This is a genomic window from Anaerococcus sp. Marseille-P3915 (genome assembly GCF_900258475.1).
In the GTDB taxonomy this organism is placed as follows: Bacteria; Bacillota; Clostridia; order Tissierellales; family Peptoniphilaceae; genus Anaerococcus; species Anaerococcus kampingae.
Genome location: NZ_LT984888.1, coordinates 13889 through 30170, shown reverse-complemented (window position 1 = coordinate 30170; position 16282 = coordinate 13889). Strand labels below are relative to the sequence as shown.

The following is a 16282-nucleotide window of genomic DNA, read 5'->3' as shown; positions in this document are numbered from 1 at the left end:
AGGACAAAATATCTCAACAGTAAAGCTAATAAATAGCCAATTCCGTATTTGAAAAAATTGAAGAATAAAATATTAGAAGCTCTGACTAAGTCGGAGCTTTTATTTTATGCAAGTTTTGGGTATTCTTATAAAAAGACAAACTTAAATAAAATAGCTTAAATATAAGGAAATATTATGGAAGAAATAATCGAAAAACTAAAAAAAGATCCTAGAAATAAAGCCTATACAGAAAGAGGCATAGGTCCTATTTTTCAATTAAATAAGGATTCAAAAATCCTAATAATAGGCCAAGCACCAGGAAAAAAGGTCGAGGAAAGCGGGATTTTATTTGCAGATAAGAGTGGCGAAAACCTAGTAGATTGGCTAGGTATAAGCATGGAAGACCTTCATAGCAAAGACTATTCAATAATACCAATGGATTTTTATTATCCGGGCAAGGCTAAATCAGGAGATAAGCCACCGAGGAAATTCATAGCAGAGGAATACCATCCTCTCATCTTAAACCAATTAGAAAATGTAAGGCTAACAATCCTTATAGGAGCCTATGCTCAAAAATACTATCTTGGAGATAAATTTAAGAAAAATCTCACAGAAACAGTAAGAAACTTTAAGGCCTATTTACCAAAATACTTCCCCCTAGTCCACCCAAGCCCACTAAACAACAGGTGGATGGCAAAAAATCCCTTTTTTAAAGAGGAAGTCTTGCCTGAACTGAAGAAGATTGTAAATAATCTATGATAAATTATCATTTGAAAAAGCTAATAGTATAATAACCTTAGTGATAATAAATATCAAAAAGGAGGATATATGAAAAAAATAAGTGCAAATATCTTAGATGGCAAGTTTGAACATTTAGTAGATGAGGACAATTTACAAATCACCCACCTACAGATCAAAAAAGGCGAGGAAGTCCCAAGCCACAAATCAGATAAAAATGTAGTAGTTGTAATATATAAGGGCAAGGTAGATTTTAAGGGAGAAAATGCAAGCGAAATAATAAGGCCAGGAGACATCATCACAATGGATCCAAACGAAATGCACGCTCTAGAAGCCATAGAAGATAGCGACCTTATGGTTATTAAGGCAAAAATCTAAGTATATATTATATATCAGACGGGTGGATATTTTATCCACCTGTTTTATATTGTGCTTACAAAGATTTTACTAATTTACAAAAGTAACGTAACATGATATAATAAAAATAAGAAAATCTATATATTTAAGGAGAAGCTATGAAAGGGAAGAAAATTTGTAAATTAGCAGCTATAATGATGTTTGCATCATTATTTCCATTAGGAGTAAATACTGTATTTGCTGATGAAGCGGATACAGGCTCAAACACAGAAGGTACAGAAGTAAAAGAAAAAAACTTAAAAGATTATCAAAAAGACTTAGAAGTAGCAGAAAAAGAAAAAGCAAAAGTAAATGAAGAAATCAATAAAGTTGATGAAGAAATAATATCTAAAACAAATCAACTAGACCCAGATCAAGGTAGGCGAGAAATTAACGAGAAACTTTCTGGTTTAAAAAGAGAAAAATATGAGGTTGAGGCTGATAAAGAGAGCTTAGAAAAAGATATCGAAGACCTAAAAAAACAAGATTCTGAAAAACCAGATGTTTCAAAACTATTTCCAAGCGAGGAAGAATATAAAAATCAGGAAGAAAAAGCAAAAATAAGACGTGCTGAAATTGATGCTGCATGGAAATATAAAAATGAAAAAAGTGACGAACTAAAGAAAAATAAAAAAGAAATTTTCATATTAAATTATGAAAAAGAAAGAAGAGAAGAAAACTTAGTCAATCTCAATGCAGAGGAGAAAGAAGCAGAGGATTTAAAATTATCCTATCTTAATCTTGATATAAAAAATCATGATAAAGAAATAAAGAAGCTGGAATCAGACTTAAAAATTGATAGAGAAGCTTTTAAGAATGCTGAGTCTCCTAAGCTTGATAAAATGAATTATGAGCTTGAGATTAAGAAAGAATATGAAGAAGGAAAGGTAAATCTTGATAATATAGATATTAAGATAGCTGAAAATGAGACCAAGGCAAAGCCTGCTAAAAATGATTATATAATCGACCATCAAAAATATGAGGAACTTTCTAAGCAAATCGGTGATAAAAGGTCCGAACAAGCTAAAGTTTTAAAACAAATTGAAGAAAAAAGCTCTATTGCTTCTTGGATAATTAAGATTCAAAGAGATACAAACGACTTATATTATCAAAAAAACAAAGATAAATTAAGAAGAGAGAACGAAGAGATACAAGTGGAAACAAAGGCTCTTGTAAGCAGAAAATTTGAGCTTGAAGATGAATTAGCTAAGTTGGGAACAGAAATTAGTAAAGCAATAGATGAAAACAATACATCCTCTAGATATTTTATAGAATATAGAATTAAAGCAGATAAATATAAAGAATTAAAAGCATTTTTAGAAAATCCACTAGGATCTACTGATAAATTAATAAAAGAAAAAGAAAAACTACTAGCTGAAAAGAATGCTCAGCTAAATAGAATGAACGAAGAAATAGCTAGATTTAAAGAAGCTCAGTCAAATATTAAGGATTTAACTGAGGAAGAAAAACAAAAATTACAAAAAGAAATAGACGAGGCTAAGGACAAGAAACTATCTTACTTAAATAAAAGAGAAGAACTAGAAAAAGAAATCGAGAAAATACAAGAGATAATAAAAGTTTTGATGGTCAAAGAAGATAAGACACCGGAGTATTATGATAATAATTATCTAGGATACTATAACTTTATGACATCAGAAAAAGATGATGAAGTAGAAATTCAAGAAAAAGATAAAGAAAAGATGGTTATATCAATATCAAGACTAAGAATAGCCTATAATAGAAGTGTTGAGGTATTCAAACGTGCGCAAGATTTTGTAAATAATAAGCAAATGTCAAAAGAAAGAAGGCAAAGATTACAAAGTCTACTAGAAAAACAAGTATACCTATTATCAAAAACAAGGCTAATAATAGAAAGATTAGAAGAAATTTATAGTTATTAAAATCTAAATCTGATTTTACAAAAGCATAAAATGAAGAAAGGCGAGCGGTTGACTCGTCTTTTTTTGAGGAATAAATAAGAATACATATTATTATAATGGTCACTACCATATATTTTGGGTATCATATTAGTAGATAGATTATTGAATGATTAAGGGAGGATTTATGTTTTATAAGGCAGAATATTTTATCCTAGAAGATAGGATTTTGGAAGATTATTTTATGGAAGTTGATGATGGGAAGATTGTGGGATTTTCTAAGAAAGTGCCTGATTCTTATGAGGACCTTGGGGAGATTGTGGCTCCTGGTCTTGTGGATACACACATCCATGGCTACCATGGCAAGGATATCATGAATGCTGAAAAGGGGGCCCTAAATGTGATTTCTAAGGGACTTTTGGAGTGTGGAGTGACTAGCTTTTTGCCTACTACTCTTACAGACTCTAAGGAGAGGACTGATGCGGCTTGTAAGGTGGTTGGTGAGGAATATAAAGATGTTGAAGGGGCTAAGATTAGGGGAATTTTCCTTGAAGGACCTTTCTTTACAGAAAAGTACAAGGGAGCCCAAAACCCAGCCTACATGTCTAATCCAAAGATTGAATATTTAAAAGAATGGAAGGACCTATCTGATGGTCTGGTAAATAAGATTGCCATCGCTCCTGAAAGGGAAGGGGCAATTGACTTTATCAAAGAAGCTAACGCCATGGGCGTAAGGGTTGCCCTAGGACATTCTGATGCCTCTTATGACCAGGCGGTAGAAGCAGTTGAAGCTGGGGCAAATATATTTGTCCACACCTATAATGGTATGAGCGGTCTCCACCATAGGGAGCCTGGCATGGTTGGTGCTGCCATGAACACCGATGCTATTTCAGAGCTAATCTGCGATGGTCATCATGTAAATCCTCATGCTGCTAATATTTTAATGAATGCCAAGGGCAGGGACCACATTGCTCTAATTACAGATTGCATGTCCGCAGGCGGCATGGCTGATGGGGACTATATGCTAGGTGATTTTCCTGTAAAAGTTGAAAAGGGAACAGCAAGGCTAAAGGATAGCGGATCTCTTGCGGGTTCTATCCTAAAATTAAAGGATGCCATCAAAAATGTTGTTGACTGGGATATTGCAGATGTCTTTGAAGCTGTTCAAATGGCAAGCCTTGTGCCAGCCAAGTCTGTCGGCATAGATGATGTTTGTGGCAAGCTTAAGGAAGGTTACGCTGCTGACTTTATAGTTCTTGATTATGATATGAATCTAGAAAAAACATTCTTAAATGGCAAATTGGTTTATAGCAAATAAGATGTTTAGAGCTTCTCAGAGATGAGGAGCTTTTTAATCGAAGAATAATGATAATCGTTATTGACAAGTCTTTAAATTTTTATTATAATTATTAAGGTTAATTAAGTAACTAACAAGAAGCTTTAAATAGCTTAAGATAATTATTATATAAATTTGGAGGATTTATGAAAGTAAAACATAAAGCGAGCTTAGCCCTAGCCTTATTATTGGCGATAAATATAGTTCCTGGAAGAGTAGATGCAAGCCAGCTAATGGAAGAGATGCCTAAGCAAGAAACTATGAGTGAAGAAAAGGATGTTGAAAATCCTATACCACTTAGTGATGAAACCACAAAAGATGATGAGACAAAGGCTTTTGAGGAAAAAGTTGCTAAGGCTAAGGAAGATCTTAAAAAATATCTAGATTCAATGGATGAAGAATCTGTTGATAATCCAGCTATAGCTTACGAAGGCCAAGCTAAGGAAGATATCAAAAATTCTATAACAAGAGCAAAAGAGCTTTTAAATGATGAAGAAATTGACCAAGCAAAATTGGAAGAAATCGAAAAAATCCCATTTAAAAAAGTCAATGGTAAGAAACAAGGTTTATTTAGAGACTATACCCATAAGGCTTTAGTGAATTTTCAAGTAGAAGGTGAAAGATCAAATAAGAATCCTCACAACAATAAAGCCTATGTAGGACTTAGGGATAATAAAATCAAGATAAAATCAAGCTTTAAGGGACTAAAAAAATCTGGAGAAAGTAAGAATAAATTTATAAAGTTAAACTATGTTACAGAAGATGATTACAAGGCAATGAAGCTAGATGGAGTATCAGCTGCAACACCAAAATACAAAAAACAAGAACTCCCTCAAGATGATTACATAATAAGGGAAGTAGAAGATGGCTATGAGATAGAAATCACCAAACTACCAGCAGATGCGAAATTCATCAAACCTATAGCTCTAGTCAAATTTGCTGATGGAACATATTTTGAAAATGGTGATCTAGTCTATGTCAAAAACGAAAATTCAGCAGCTAAGCCAGCAAATCCAGATAAAGTAGATGAAAAAAGCGGGGCTACTGAAAAATCTGAAGAAAAGAAAGAATTAAATAAAGAACATAAAAAATCTCAAAAAGTAGACCAAACAAGCGAAGCCACAAAAAAGGATGAAAAAGAAGGTCTTAAGCAAGAAAGAAAACAAGATGTAAAAGCCTCATCCCAAAATGTAAAGACAGGCGTAGGCTCATCTATTCTAGCTATCCTTACTTTTGGAGCAAGCTCAACTGCTCTATTCGCAAGCAAGAAAAGAAAATAATATTTTAAAGAGTCCTATGGGGCTCTTTTTTTTTAATCATTTATAGGTCCTGTATATTTATTTGGTAAAATCGTTTTCTTGGTTTATAATTAGGATAGGGAAAGATTTTTAATTTAGAAGAAAATATCTATATAGGAGGCAAATATGAGTGAATTCAGGTTACAGAGAGATTCTTTGGGAGAGCTAAATATACCAAAGGATGCATATTACGGGGCAAATTCTTACAGAGCTTATGAAAATTTTAAGATCACAGATAAGGCCATGGACCCTTATTTTATCAAGGCTATAGTCGAAGTTAAAAAGGCTTGTGCCATACTTAATAACAAGGTTGGAATCCTATCTGATAAGAAAATGCAGGCTATAGTTGACGCTTGCGATGAAATCTTGGCAGGCAAGTACCTTGACCAATTTATTGTTGACCCAATTCAGGGAGGGGCTGGCACTTCTTTTAATATGAATGCCAATGAAGTTATAGCAAATATTGCAAACCTAAGCCTAGGGGGAAGCCTGGGCCATTATGAGCACATCCATCCAAATGATCATGTAAACTTAGGCCAATCTACAAATGACGTTATCCCAACAGCGGGCAAGATTGCAATAATTCGCTATATGGATGATTTATATGAAGAGGTGGAAAAGCTTGTCGAAGCCTTTGATAAGAAGTCCAAAGAATTTGATGAATATATAAAAATGGGCCGCACCCAGCTGCAAGATGCAGTTCCTATTACCCTTGGCCAGGAATTTAATGCCTACAGACGTGTTGTAAAAAGAGGGCTAAAGAGATTTAAGGCTGCAAAGAAGGAGCTATCCTATGTCAATCTTGGAGGAACAGCCATAGGTACGGGCCTTAATGCGGACTATTATTTTGTAGAAAATATAGTAACAACTTTAAGTGATATCACAGGTCTTGACCTAAATCAAGCCAATGATCTCATAGATGCAACACAAAACTTGGATGGTTTTTTATTTACATCCTCAGTTTTAAAAACTTTTGCAGCCAGCCTATCAAAGGTTGCTAATGACCTAAGGCTTCTTTCATCAGGACCAACCACAGGGATTTCAGATTTTAAATTGCCAGCCAAGCAGGCGGGATCATCTATCATGCCAGGCAAGGTAAATCCGGTAATTCCAGAGGTTGTAAACCAGGTTGCCTTCTTGGTAATAGGCAATGATATGACAGTGACAATGGCAGTTGAGGCTGGCCAGCTAGAGCTAAATGCCTTTGAGCCAGTAATTTTCTATAGCCTAATCGAGTCAATAACTGCTCTTAAAGGTGCAATTTCAACTCTTACCCTAAATTGCGTTGAAGGAATTACAGCCAATAAGGAAAAATTAAGACGCAAGGTTGAAAATTCTGTGGCAATAATTACTCCATTTGCACCACATATTGGCTATGATGCTGCAAGTGCCATCGCCAAGGAATCAATGAAATCAGATAAGTCCGTAAGGGAGTTAATCCTTGAAAAGGGCCTTATGGATGAAGTTGAAATCGATAAGATACTTGATTACAAGAGGATGACCAGACCAGGAATCCTTGATGAAGAACATATGGAGAAAAATTGATGAAAAAGCGCATAGAACACGATTCCATGGGCGAGATAGAGGTTGCTTGCGATAGGCTTTGGGGAGCTCAGACTCAGAGGTCTTTTGAAAATTTCCCCCAAGGCTTAAAGTTGATGCCAAAAGACCAAATCCATGCCCTAATCCTAGTAAAAAAGGCGGCGGCAATAGTAAATGAAAGTCAGGGTAAGCTTGATAATAAGCGAAAGGAAGCCATAGTTGGGGCTTGTGATAGGCTTCTAGCTGGTGGTTATGAGGACCACTTCCCACTTACAGTCTATCAGACAGGGTCAGGGACTCAGACAAATATGAATGTCAATGAAGTTATAGCCCACCTTGCCAATGAGATTTTGGGGGAAGATTTAATCCATCCAAATGACCATGTAAATATGAGCCAATCTACAAATGACTCCTTCCCGACAGCCATGCACATAGCAAGCCTACTTGCTATAAGAGATAGGCTCTTGCCAGAAATAGAAAATTTAGGACAAGGCTTTAGGAAAAAGGCAGAGGAATTTGAGGGGATAATTAAAACAGGCAGGACCCATCTTCAGGATGCCACACCCCTTGCCCTTTCAGACGAAATAAAGACCTACGCAGATCTTATACTTAGAGACGAGGACTACATCAAAGAAAGTGCCAAAGCTTTAGAGAAACTTGCCATAGGGGGCACTGCTGTGGGCACAGGACTAAATACCAAAGAAGGCTACGATAAGGAAATGGCCAGACTTTTATCAGAATTTACTGGCCTAGACCTTGAGGCTGACCCTAATAAATTCTTGCAATTATCATCCAAAGGTGGACTGGCAAGGACTCATGGAGCTATAAAAATCTTAGCCAGCAACCTCTTAAAAATTGCCGAGGACATCAGATTTTTATCATCTGGCCCAAGAACAGGCATTGGCGAGCTAATAATCCCAGCCAACGAACCAGGCTCATCAATCATGCCAGGCAAGGTAAATCCAACCCAGGTAGAGATGTTAAGCATGATTTGCCTAGAAGTGATGGCAAATGACCAGGCAATCACCATGGCCAACTCCCTTGGTCAACTTGAATTAAACGCCTATATGCCACTAATAATCTCAAAAACCCTAGAATCAATTGATATCTTATCAAAGGGCATGCATTCCTTTAATATCCACCTAGTCCAGGGCCTAGTGGCAAATGAAGAAAAAATCAAAGAAAATCTAGATAAGTCCCTCATGCTTGTTACAAGCCTATCTCCGTTCATTGGCTACGAAAAGGCGGCAGACCTTGCTAAATTTGCCCACAAAAAGGGTATAAGTTTAAGAGCAGCTAACAAAGAGCTAGCTTATGTGTCTGACGAAGAATTTATAAAAATCGTAGACCCCAAAAAGATGATCTGAGAGGAAGAATGAACAAGTCAATTAAAAATACTAATTTCAACGATAGACTTCAAAAAGCCATAGAGAATTTGCTCGCAAGACATGGCAGTGAGAATGAAGCCTACAGGGCAGATAAGAAGCCCTTTGCAGTCTTTGATTGGGATAATACCTCAATTATAGGTGATGTAGAAGAGGCACTTTTATATTATATAATAACCCACTTAGCCTTTAAGATGGATCCTGAAGAGCTTATAGAAGTAATAAAGAAAAATGTCCCTTCTGACAATCTTGATGAAAAATTTAATAATCTAGATGGAGAGCCTGTAAATATAGACCTCCTTGCTAGTGATATAAAAGAAGCCTATGACAAACTTTACGGGACAGCTAAGAGCCTTGGAGGGGATATCGACCTAGAGGATTTGCTAGATACCAATGTCTACAAGGAATTTGTAAGTAAGATGTTTTATAGGTACAAAGCTATCAGGGCAAGGTCTGATGCAAGGGAAGACTATTGTTGGATGTCATTTTTGCTTACAAATTACACCACAGAAGAGCTTTATAATCTCTGTCAAGATGCCTTTGCCTATGTCAAAAAAGAGACCCCTAGAAGGGAAATCTTTACATCTCCAGATATAGAAAGCTCCGCAGGAAGAGTTGAGATATCAATCTTTGTGGGCTTGGGTGATATAGATGAAATGGCAAAGCTCTATAAGACTTTAGAATCAAATGGAATTGACGTTTATATAGTATCAGCCTCCTTCATAGATATAGTAAGGGCTTTTGCCACATCAAGGGCCAATGCTTATGGATTTGACAAGGACAAGGTCCTTGGCCTAAGGTTAGAAAAAGATGGTGATGGTAAAGTTATTCCAAATCTTGACCCAGCCTACCCTCCAACCCTTAAAGAAGGCAAGGTCCAAACTATAAATAAATTTATAAAAAATCCAAATAATTACGGGCCAATCATGGTCGGGGGCGATAGCGATGGCGATTATGCCATGCTTACAAGCTTTGATCAAACCGACCTAGGTCTTATAATTGACAGGGACATAGGAGGAAAGATAAATGACCTTAAGGCTTTTGCCCTAGATGGAGATAATAAATACCACCTCCAAGCAAGGGATGTCAGAGCTAAGACCTTTATAAAAGAAAAAAGATCTAAGGAGCTTAAGAATGTATTTTGAAGATTATGAAATAGGAATGGTATTTGACAAGGAAATAGAGCCCATCAAATTTAGCGAAGAAGAACTGATTTGGGCTGGAGAAAAATACGACCCAAGACCTATCCATACAGACAAGAAAGTGGCAGAAGCAAGCCCTTTTGGTAGGATAATCTCGCCAGGATCTTATTCAAACATGGCCTTTTGGGGCCAATGGGTAAAGACAGACATAGATAAGCCAGGCATAGTGGCTGGCATTGGTATAGAATACGGCAAATGGCTAAGACCAGTCTATCCTGACACTTTATATGATATAAAAGTCGAAATTGTAGATAAAGAAGTTAGAAAAGAAGGGGTAAATGGTGCAGTCACTTATTTAATGACAGCGACAAATCCTGAGGGAGAAGTAGTAAGCGAATATTGCTGCACAGGCCTTGTAAGATTTAGACCGGAATAAGATATTTGAGCAAAAACCTAAAGAGAAGTGTAGGGTGGTTTGGAGAAATACGAGATATCTGTTATAATTAGATTATTAAAGTAAAGGCTTGCCTGAACTAGGCAAGCCTTTCTATTAAAGATAGGGGAGGATATACTTGAAAATCGTTTCGCTAAACACAACCAGAGCTTGCAATCTTTATTGTAAACATTGCTATAGGAATTCTGGTGAGGATGTAGATACCTCTGGAGAGCTTAGCACAGATGAGTGCAAGGCACTTTTTAGGGATATGAAAGAAGCTGACTTTAATATGATCAAACTAAGTGGTGGTGAACCCCTTATGAGAGATGATATATTCGAGCTTGCAGAATATGCTCAAAACTTGGGACTATATACTTGCTTGGGGTCAAATGGAACTTTGATTAGTGAAGATAACATAGGAGAAATTAAAAAATACATAAGATCAGTTGCAGTGTCAATAGACTCAACTGACAAAAAATCCCACGATGACTTTAGGGGCTATGAAGGAGCTTTTGATAAGACCTTAAGAGGCATAGAACTTTTAAAGAAAAACGGTGTAAAGGTTCAAATAAATACAACCATATCAAGGATAAACAAAGATGAAATCCACGAGCTTTTAGATTTTGCAAGCTCTCTAGGAGCCAGCTCAGTACACGTATTATTTTTGGTAATGACTGGTAGGGGCAAAGATTTAGGGGGAGTCTACCTAAGCAAGGAAGAATATCTAAAAGCTATAAAGGAAGTTCTTGAATACGAATCAGAACTATTTATAAAGCCAACCTGTGCCCCACAGTCTACAGTTATAGCTAGAGAACTGGGTCTTGATCCTAAGGTTAAGAAGGCATGCATAGCTGGTATGTCATATTGCTCGGTAGTCTATGATGGAAGGGTGAATATTTGCCCTTATGCAGAAGTGACTGCTGGCAATCTAAGAGAGGAGAGCTTCCTTGATATATGGAATAAGTCTGAAGTTTTTGAAAAACTAAGAGACTATGATAACTACAAAGGAGCATGTGGAGCTTGTTCCTATAACGAAGTCTGTGGAGGATGTAGAGCTAGAGCCTTTGCCAATACAGGAGACTACTTAGAATTTGATAATTATTGTTCACTAGGAGATTGAAATGAAGAAATTTACATTAAAAGATTGGGTCTTAATGGCACTTTCCTTAGCCATGATGATAGTAGTAGGAAAAATGCTTTACACTATAAGTCTAAGCTTACCTATCCCATCATCAAGAGTTTTAGTTACAGCACCAGTATTTGCCTTTATCTATACAGCTACAGCTATGCAGACAAGAAGAATAGGAACAGTTAGCTTTATATCTCTAGCCTATGGTTTGTATATGCTTAGATTTTCAATATTTGGGGCAGCAGCTGGAGTGCTTTCAGGAATACTTTGTGACCTTTTAAGCCTATTAATATTTAAAAACTATGACAAGATAGAAAATATAGTTTATTCAGTACCAATCAAATCAACTTTATCAGTTTGGACATCATACTTTATAGTTACAAAGTTTGTACCAAATTCAAGATTTGTCCAGGCAGGTTTAATACCAACCCTAATAATTAGCGTAATAATCTATTTTGTGGGTCTTGGAGCAAGTAAATATACAGCTAGAGTCTTTTCTAAAAGGATGGCTATAGCGTGAGAAAAACAGAAGTAATAGAAGATAATAAAGCTAAAAATTTAGATCTTAAGGATAGAAAATACATCCTAGCCCATGATGATGATACTGGAGATTTGTATGTCCATATACTAGCGGATTTTAAAGATTACAAGCTATCAGATCATCTAGATGAGGTTTTCGGATATTGGAAAGATGATGATTTTGTATTTTCTTGCTTGCTTGATAATGATAAAAGTTCCTACACGACAGAGGGTAGGTATCTAATCTTTAAAGGTCATTTGAGAAATTCGGTATTGACTATGCTTAAGGCAGAAAGAAAATTAAAAGAAGAAGATTTGAGAGTACCTTTAATAGAGATTTATAAATCTAATAATCCAAAATTTAATAAGATAATAAAAAATAAAAATCTCTATGATTTCATATATGAAAATGGTAAATTTGTAGACTATGAGAAGGGATTTGATTATGAGACTTTGCTAGGATATAAAAAAGGCTAAGAAGGATTTTTCTTTAAGCTTTTTTTGATTATTTTAAAAATATAAGACTTATGATCTTCTTAGAAATTGTCTGTAGGAAATCTTACAAATGATTTCCGATAAGGGATAATTTTGATAAAAAATAAGAAAATTTATGAATTTTTTTAAAAAAAATCATAAAAAATGTAAGGGCTAACATCCTTTATAATATCAAGTTGATAATTTTCAAACAAAGAAAATCATTGATATTTTTTGGCGAATCCTCCCTCAAAGTGTTGACATAAACGTTTTTATCATATATAATCTAGTCAGATAGGAAATACAAATTGATATAGATTTTTGATAAATAATTAGTAATGATTTTGGGATAAGGCGACCCAGGTATATTTTAGAAAAAATCTACTTTTTTGATTCTATCGATTGCAAAGGTTTACATATTACATAAACAAGGAGAGAAAAATGAAAAAAATTGGTTTAATTCCAAGAATGATTTGTGGTATAATCTTAGGTATCTTAATAGGATCTTATCTACCAGAATCAATAGTAAGAATTTTTGTGACATTTTCATCTATCTTTGGTAACTTCCTAAACTTCATAATTCCACTTATGATTTTAGCATTCGTTACTAAGGGTATAGCAGATCTAGGAGAAGGAGCTGGTAAACTTTTAGGTGTTACAGTAGCCCTAGCTTATGCATCTACTCTTATCGGTGGTTCTGCATCATACTTCATGTCAAGGGCAATCTTCCCTAACTTTATCAACGAAAGTCAAGTAGCAGCTATCCAAGCAGCAGATGAAATCAAGCTTGACCCATATTTTACCGTTGAGATTGCACCATTCTTTACAGTTACAAGTGGTATCATATTCGCCTTTATGCTTGGTATCTGTATTTCATGGTTAAGGAAAAAGGGCTCTGGCAAGTACTTATACGGAGCAGTTGATGAATTTAACCAAATCATCACCCAAGTATTAGCAGTAGCTATAGTTCCAGTACTTCCATTCTTTATCATGGGTAACTTCGCTAAGATGGCCTTTACAGGTTCTGTATTCGCAGTTCTTTCAATTTTCTGGAAGATATTTATCTGCATTATAGCCCTACACTTAATCTACATCACAATATTATTTGTGGCATCAGGTTCATATGCAGGCAAAAATCCATTTGCTATGCTTAAAAACCAACTTAGGGGCTACTTTACAGCTGTAGGTACCCAATCTTCAGCAGCAACAATTCCAGTTAACCTAGAATGTGCTGAGGCAAACGGCGTATCTCAACCAATCAGAGACTTCGTAATTCCATTAGGAGCTACAGTTCATATGCCAGGTTCTATGATTACAATTACAGGTTGTGTATTTACAATCCTTACAATGTATAACATGGACCACTCATATGGCCTAATGATCCAACTTATAGCTATCCTTGGTGTAGCAATGGTAGCAGCACCAGGAGCACCAGGTGGAGCAATCATGTCAGCACTTCCATTCCTACCAATAGTAGGAATTAGCCCAGAGTCAGCAATGGCAACATTAGCTATTTCTCTATACCTAACCCAAGACTCATTTGGTACAGCAGCAAATATCTCTGGTGATACAGCTCTAGCAGTAGCAGTGGATAAATTCTATCACAGAAATATCCTAGGAGACAAAAACTGGCAAGCAGACCCAGTTAAATAATAAGATTAGTAAAATTTTGCAAGATAAGGGGATGTTAACAAAATATCTATTGGGTTAACTCCCCTTTATAATTTAAGGAAAAGGAGAAATTATGGCAGTAAATGCTTCAATTTTTGAGATAATGGGACCAGTCATGGTCGGACCATCAAGCTCTCATACAGCAGGAGCTTGTAGGATAGGCAATATAGCCAGGAGAATGGTCGATAGAAATTTCAATGAAGTAGACTTTTATCTACACGGTTCTTTTGCCAAAACCTATAAGGGACATGGTACAAACAGAGCTTTAGTAGGTGGAGTTTTAGGTTATGAGCCAGATGATGATAGGATAATAAATTCATTTGACTATGCAGATCAAGCTGGAATTAAATACAACTTCTTAGAAACAGACCTAGGCGATGTACATCCTAATACAGTAAAAATAGTCTTCAAATATCCAGACAGAAGCCCACTAGAAGTCCAAGGTTCTTCTATAGGTGGTGGATCAATAGTAATAACCAAGGTAAATGGCAATCCTATCGAATACAACGCCACAAAGCCAACCCTCTTTATGTCTTATGGCGAGCAAAAGGGAGTAATAGCCTTTGTATCAGGAGTGCTATTTGAGTATGGTTATAATATTCATATGATGAAGACAATCAAAGATGGTGACAATGTAATGTTAGTTTGCGAGCTTGATGAACCACTCAAAGAAGGAGTCCTTGAGGAAATCAGAGCTGGTAAAGACTTTACCTTCTTAAAATATATAGAATAGGATAGAAATATGCTTACAACAATGAAATTACTAAAAGAAAGATGCGAGAATGAAAATCTCAATCTTTGGCAATTAGCTATAAAAGATGAAATAGAAAATACAGGCAAGACTGAAGAAGAGATATTTGCTAGACTTCAAAAGACCTTAGATGTTATGAAAGCATCTGCACAGCGTGCCCTAGAAGAAGACGTAAGAAGCGTAACAGGCATGACAGGCGGCAATGCCAAGAAGATGAACGAATACTTCCTAGGCGGGGAAAGTGTCCTAGGAGATACCCCATCCATAGCGATGGCCATGGCCCTATCAACATCAGAAGTCAACGCAGCCATGGGAAGGATAGTAGCAGCACCAACAGCAGGCAGCTCTGGAATAATCCCAGCTACCATGATGACCATGTACAAAAAATATGGCTATGACGACAGGAAACTAAAAGAAGCCCTCCTAGTAGCAACCCAAATTGGCCAGGTAATCTTTGATAATGCGACCTTTGCAGGTGCAGAAGGCGGTTGCCAAGCAGAAACAGGATCAGCAAGTGCTATGGCAGCAGCTGCAGTATGCTACCTCAGAGGCTATGACATCCAAACCCAAGAAAATGCCGCAACAGCAAGCCTACTAAATATCATGGGCCTAATCTGTGACCCAATAGGCGGTATGGTAGAATTCCCATGCAACCTAAGAAATGCAAACGGCATAATGAACGCCCTAGCAAGTGCCGACATGGCAATGGCAGGCGTGGCAATGTTTGTAACTTTCGATGAGGCTGTAGAAGCCATGAAGAGAGTAGGAGATGCCCTACCAGAAAGACTTAGAGAAACAGGCGAAGGCGGCATAGCAGTCTGCCCATCAGCCCTAAAACTAAGAGATAAATATATAGATAACCCAGAAAAGGGCCAAACAGTAGAAAACGAAGCTAAACACTAAAAAAGCCAGAAGCTATATGCTTCTGGTTTTTAGATTTCTATATTAAATTCCTTTATCCTACAATGCTTTTTAAAGAGTTCGTCAAAAGACGACCATCCGTCATTTGCGTTCACTAGTATATCTCTAGATAGGTTAAATTTATAAATTTTAAGTTTTTCTAATTTTTCTTCAGAGTCAATCCAAAAAGGACTATCAACCTCATAAAATAAGTAGAAGTCACCCTGTAGAACATCACAATAATCGCAGCAATTGCTTATTGATGAAGTGTGAGTTGTTTTGGAATATCTATTTTTATAATTGTATTTTTGTCTGATTAGTTTATAAAGTTTTGATGGAATAGGGTCTATGGGACCAACTATATGCATGTCAAAATTATTTTTTTCACATAACTTTATATCTCTTGTAAATTTTTGTCTGTCATATTTATAATTATCAACTTCTAGATACTTATACATGGCTAGATATTTATCAAGACCAAAACCTATTACTCTGGTCTGTTTATGGCATCGAAAGCATTCCTGAAATCCTTGGATTAGGTATAGATTATCTAAAACTAGGATATTATCATCTCCCATAAATTCCATAAACTTAGGGTAATCTTTTCTATCTTTTACATACCATTTTTTTACATTAGGATTCCATCTAGCTCCTAAGGCTTTTGCCTTGTCTTTATCTTCATAAGATACATTTAAATAAAGCATAATAT

At 36.0% G+C, this 16282-nt stretch carries 16 protein-coding genes; 15 read left to right on the top strand and 1 reads right to left on the bottom strand.

Going from position 1 to position 16282, the window contains the following annotated elements:
* Nucleotides 1–174 precede the first annotated feature (174 nt).
* The 15 genes from C8269_RS07900 to sdaAA all read left to right on the top strand — a co-directional run bounded on the left by C8269_RS07900 (nucleotide 175) and on the right by sdaAA (nucleotide 15576).
* Nucleotides 175–738: a uracil-DNA glycosylase family protein gene (locus C8269_RS07900; protein WP_106461186.1), complete on the top strand. Its 564-nt coding sequence runs from the start codon at nucleotides 175–177 to the stop codon at nucleotides 736–738.
* Nucleotides 739–807: 69 nt separating this feature from the next.
* On the top strand, nucleotides 808–1095 hold the full coding sequence (locus tag C8269_RS07895) for a cupin domain-containing protein (protein ID WP_106461185.1): 288 nt from the start codon (nucleotides 808–810) through the stop codon (nucleotides 1093–1095).
* Between the two features lie 137 nt (nucleotides 1096–1232).
* The gene (locus tag C8269_RS07890) at nucleotides 1233–3014 is read left to right on the top strand and encodes a hypothetical protein (protein ID WP_106461184.1); all 1782 of its coding nucleotides are present in this window, start codon (nucleotides 1233–1235) and stop codon (nucleotides 3012–3014) included.
* Between the two features lie 163 nt (nucleotides 3015–3177).
* A complete protein-coding gene (gene nagA / locus C8269_RS07885) occupies nucleotides 3178–4308 on the top strand; it encodes an N-acetylglucosamine-6-phosphate deacetylase (RefSeq protein WP_106461183.1) in 1131 nt (376 codons plus the stop codon).
* Nucleotides 4309–4472: 164 nt separating this feature from the next.
* Nucleotides 4473–5606 (top strand): sortase, encoded by a 1134-nt coding sequence (locus tag C8269_RS07880; protein ID WP_106461182.1) that lies wholly within the window; start codon nucleotides 4473–4475, stop codon nucleotides 5604–5606.
* Nucleotides 5607–5750: 144 nt separating this feature from the next.
* Complete coding sequence (locus C8269_RS07875) at nucleotides 5751–7169, top strand: aspartate ammonia-lyase (protein WP_106461181.1); 1419 nt, start codon at nucleotides 5751–5753, stop codon at nucleotides 7167–7169.
* Nucleotides 7169–8533 (top strand): class II fumarate hydratase, encoded by a 1365-nt coding sequence (locus C8269_RS07870; protein WP_106461180.1) that lies wholly within the window; start codon nucleotides 7169–7171, stop codon nucleotides 8531–8533. Before C8269_RS07875 ends, C8269_RS07870 begins: the two co-directional genes overlap by 1 nt.
* 8 nt (nucleotides 8534–8541) lie before the next feature.
* Nucleotides 8542–9696, top strand: coding sequence for a haloacid dehalogenase-like hydrolase (locus C8269_RS07865; RefSeq protein WP_106461179.1), 1155 nt, complete (start codon nucleotides 8542–8544; stop codon nucleotides 9694–9696).
* Nucleotides 9686–10129 carry a MaoC family dehydratase gene (locus tag C8269_RS07860; RefSeq protein WP_106461178.1) on the top strand — a complete coding sequence of 148 codons (444 nt, stop codon included), beginning with the start codon at nucleotides 9686–9688 and terminating at the stop codon, nucleotides 10127–10129. Before C8269_RS07865 ends, C8269_RS07860 begins: the two co-directional genes overlap by 11 nt.
* 136 nt (nucleotides 10130–10265) lie before the next feature.
* Nucleotides 10266–11249 (top strand): radical SAM/SPASM domain-containing protein, encoded by a 984-nt coding sequence (locus tag C8269_RS07855; RefSeq protein WP_106461177.1) that lies wholly within the window; start codon nucleotides 10266–10268, stop codon nucleotides 11247–11249.
* Between the two features lies 1 nt (nucleotide 11250).
* Nucleotides 11251–11778: a hypothetical protein gene (locus tag C8269_RS07850; RefSeq protein ID WP_106461176.1), complete on the top strand. Its 528-nt coding sequence runs from the start codon at nucleotides 11251–11253 to the stop codon at nucleotides 11776–11778.
* Nucleotides 11775–12254, top strand: a complete 480-nt coding sequence (locus tag C8269_RS07845) for a staygreen family protein (RefSeq protein ID WP_106461175.1) — start codon at nucleotides 11775–11777, stop codon at nucleotides 12252–12254. Before C8269_RS07850 ends, C8269_RS07845 begins: the two co-directional genes overlap by 4 nt.
* Before the next feature lie 438 nt (nucleotides 12255–12692).
* Nucleotides 12693–13904: a dicarboxylate/amino acid:cation symporter gene (locus C8269_RS07840; protein WP_199792188.1), complete on the top strand. Its 1212-nt coding sequence runs from the start codon at nucleotides 12693–12695 to the stop codon at nucleotides 13902–13904.
* Between the two features lie 91 nt (nucleotides 13905–13995).
* Nucleotides 13996–14655 carry an L-serine ammonia-lyase, iron-sulfur-dependent subunit beta gene (gene sdaAB, locus C8269_RS07835; protein ID WP_106461174.1) on the top strand — a complete coding sequence of 220 codons (660 nt, stop codon included), beginning with the start codon at nucleotides 13996–13998 and terminating at the stop codon, nucleotides 14653–14655.
* Between the two features lie 9 nt (nucleotides 14656–14664).
* On the top strand, nucleotides 14665–15576 hold the full coding sequence (gene sdaAA / locus C8269_RS07830; protein WP_106461173.1) for an L-serine ammonia-lyase, iron-sulfur-dependent, subunit alpha: 912 nt from the start codon (nucleotides 14665–14667) through the stop codon (nucleotides 15574–15576).
* A gap of 29 nt (nucleotides 15577–15605) precedes the next feature.
* Here sdaAA and C8269_RS07825 read toward each other — a convergent pair whose 3' ends face one another.
* The gene (locus C8269_RS07825; RefSeq protein WP_106461172.1) at nucleotides 15606–16277 is read right to left on the bottom strand and encodes a DUF5710 domain-containing protein; all 672 of its coding nucleotides are present in this window, start codon (nucleotides 16275–16277) and stop codon (nucleotides 15606–15608) included.
* Nucleotides 16278–16282: the final 5 nt, after the last annotated feature.

What these genes read in the sequence shown, in the direction of transcription:
- C8269_RS07825 (WP_106461172.1), bottom strand. Translation starts at nt 16,277, where the DNA reads ATGCTTTATTTAAATGTATCTTATGAAGATAAAGACAAGGCAAAAGCC.
- C8269_RS07860 (WP_106461178.1), top strand. Translation starts at nt 9,686, where the DNA reads ATGTATTTTGAAGATTATGAAATAGGAATGGTATTTGACAAGGAAATA.
- C8269_RS07840 (WP_199792188.1), top strand. Translation starts at nt 12,693, where the DNA reads ATGAAAAAAATTGGTTTAATTCCAAGAATGATTTGTGGTATAATCTTA.
- C8269_RS07850 (WP_106461176.1), top strand. Translation starts at nt 11,251, where the DNA reads ATGAAGAAATTTACATTAAAAGATTGGGTCTTAATGGCACTTTCCTTA.
- sdaAB (WP_106461174.1), top strand. Translation starts at nt 13,996, where the DNA reads ATGGCAGTAAATGCTTCAATTTTTGAGATAATGGGACCAGTCATGGTC.
- C8269_RS07890 (WP_106461184.1), top strand. Translation starts at nt 1,233, where the DNA reads ATGAAAGGGAAGAAAATTTGTAAATTAGCAGCTATAATGATGTTTGCA.
- nagA (WP_106461183.1), top strand. Translation starts at nt 3,178, where the DNA reads ATGTTTTATAAGGCAGAATATTTTATCCTAGAAGATAGGATTTTGGAA.
- C8269_RS07880 (WP_106461182.1), top strand. Translation starts at nt 4,473, where the DNA reads ATGAAAGTAAAACATAAAGCGAGCTTAGCCCTAGCCTTATTATTGGCG.
- sdaAA (WP_106461173.1), top strand. Translation starts at nt 14,665, where the DNA reads ATGCTTACAACAATGAAATTACTAAAAGAAAGATGCGAGAATGAAAAT.
- C8269_RS07875 (WP_106461181.1), top strand. Translation starts at nt 5,751, where the DNA reads ATGAGTGAATTCAGGTTACAGAGAGATTCTTTGGGAGAGCTAAATATA.
- C8269_RS07865 (WP_106461179.1), top strand. Translation starts at nt 8,542, where the DNA reads ATGAACAAGTCAATTAAAAATACTAATTTCAACGATAGACTTCAAAAA.
- C8269_RS07895 (WP_106461185.1), top strand. Translation starts at nt 808, where the DNA reads ATGAAAAAAATAAGTGCAAATATCTTAGATGGCAAGTTTGAACATTTA.
- C8269_RS07900 (WP_106461186.1), top strand. Translation starts at nt 175, where the DNA reads ATGGAAGAAATAATCGAAAAACTAAAAAAAGATCCTAGAAATAAAGCC.
- C8269_RS07870 (WP_106461180.1), top strand. Translation starts at nt 7,169, where the DNA reads ATGAAAAAGCGCATAGAACACGATTCCATGGGCGAGATAGAGGTTGCT.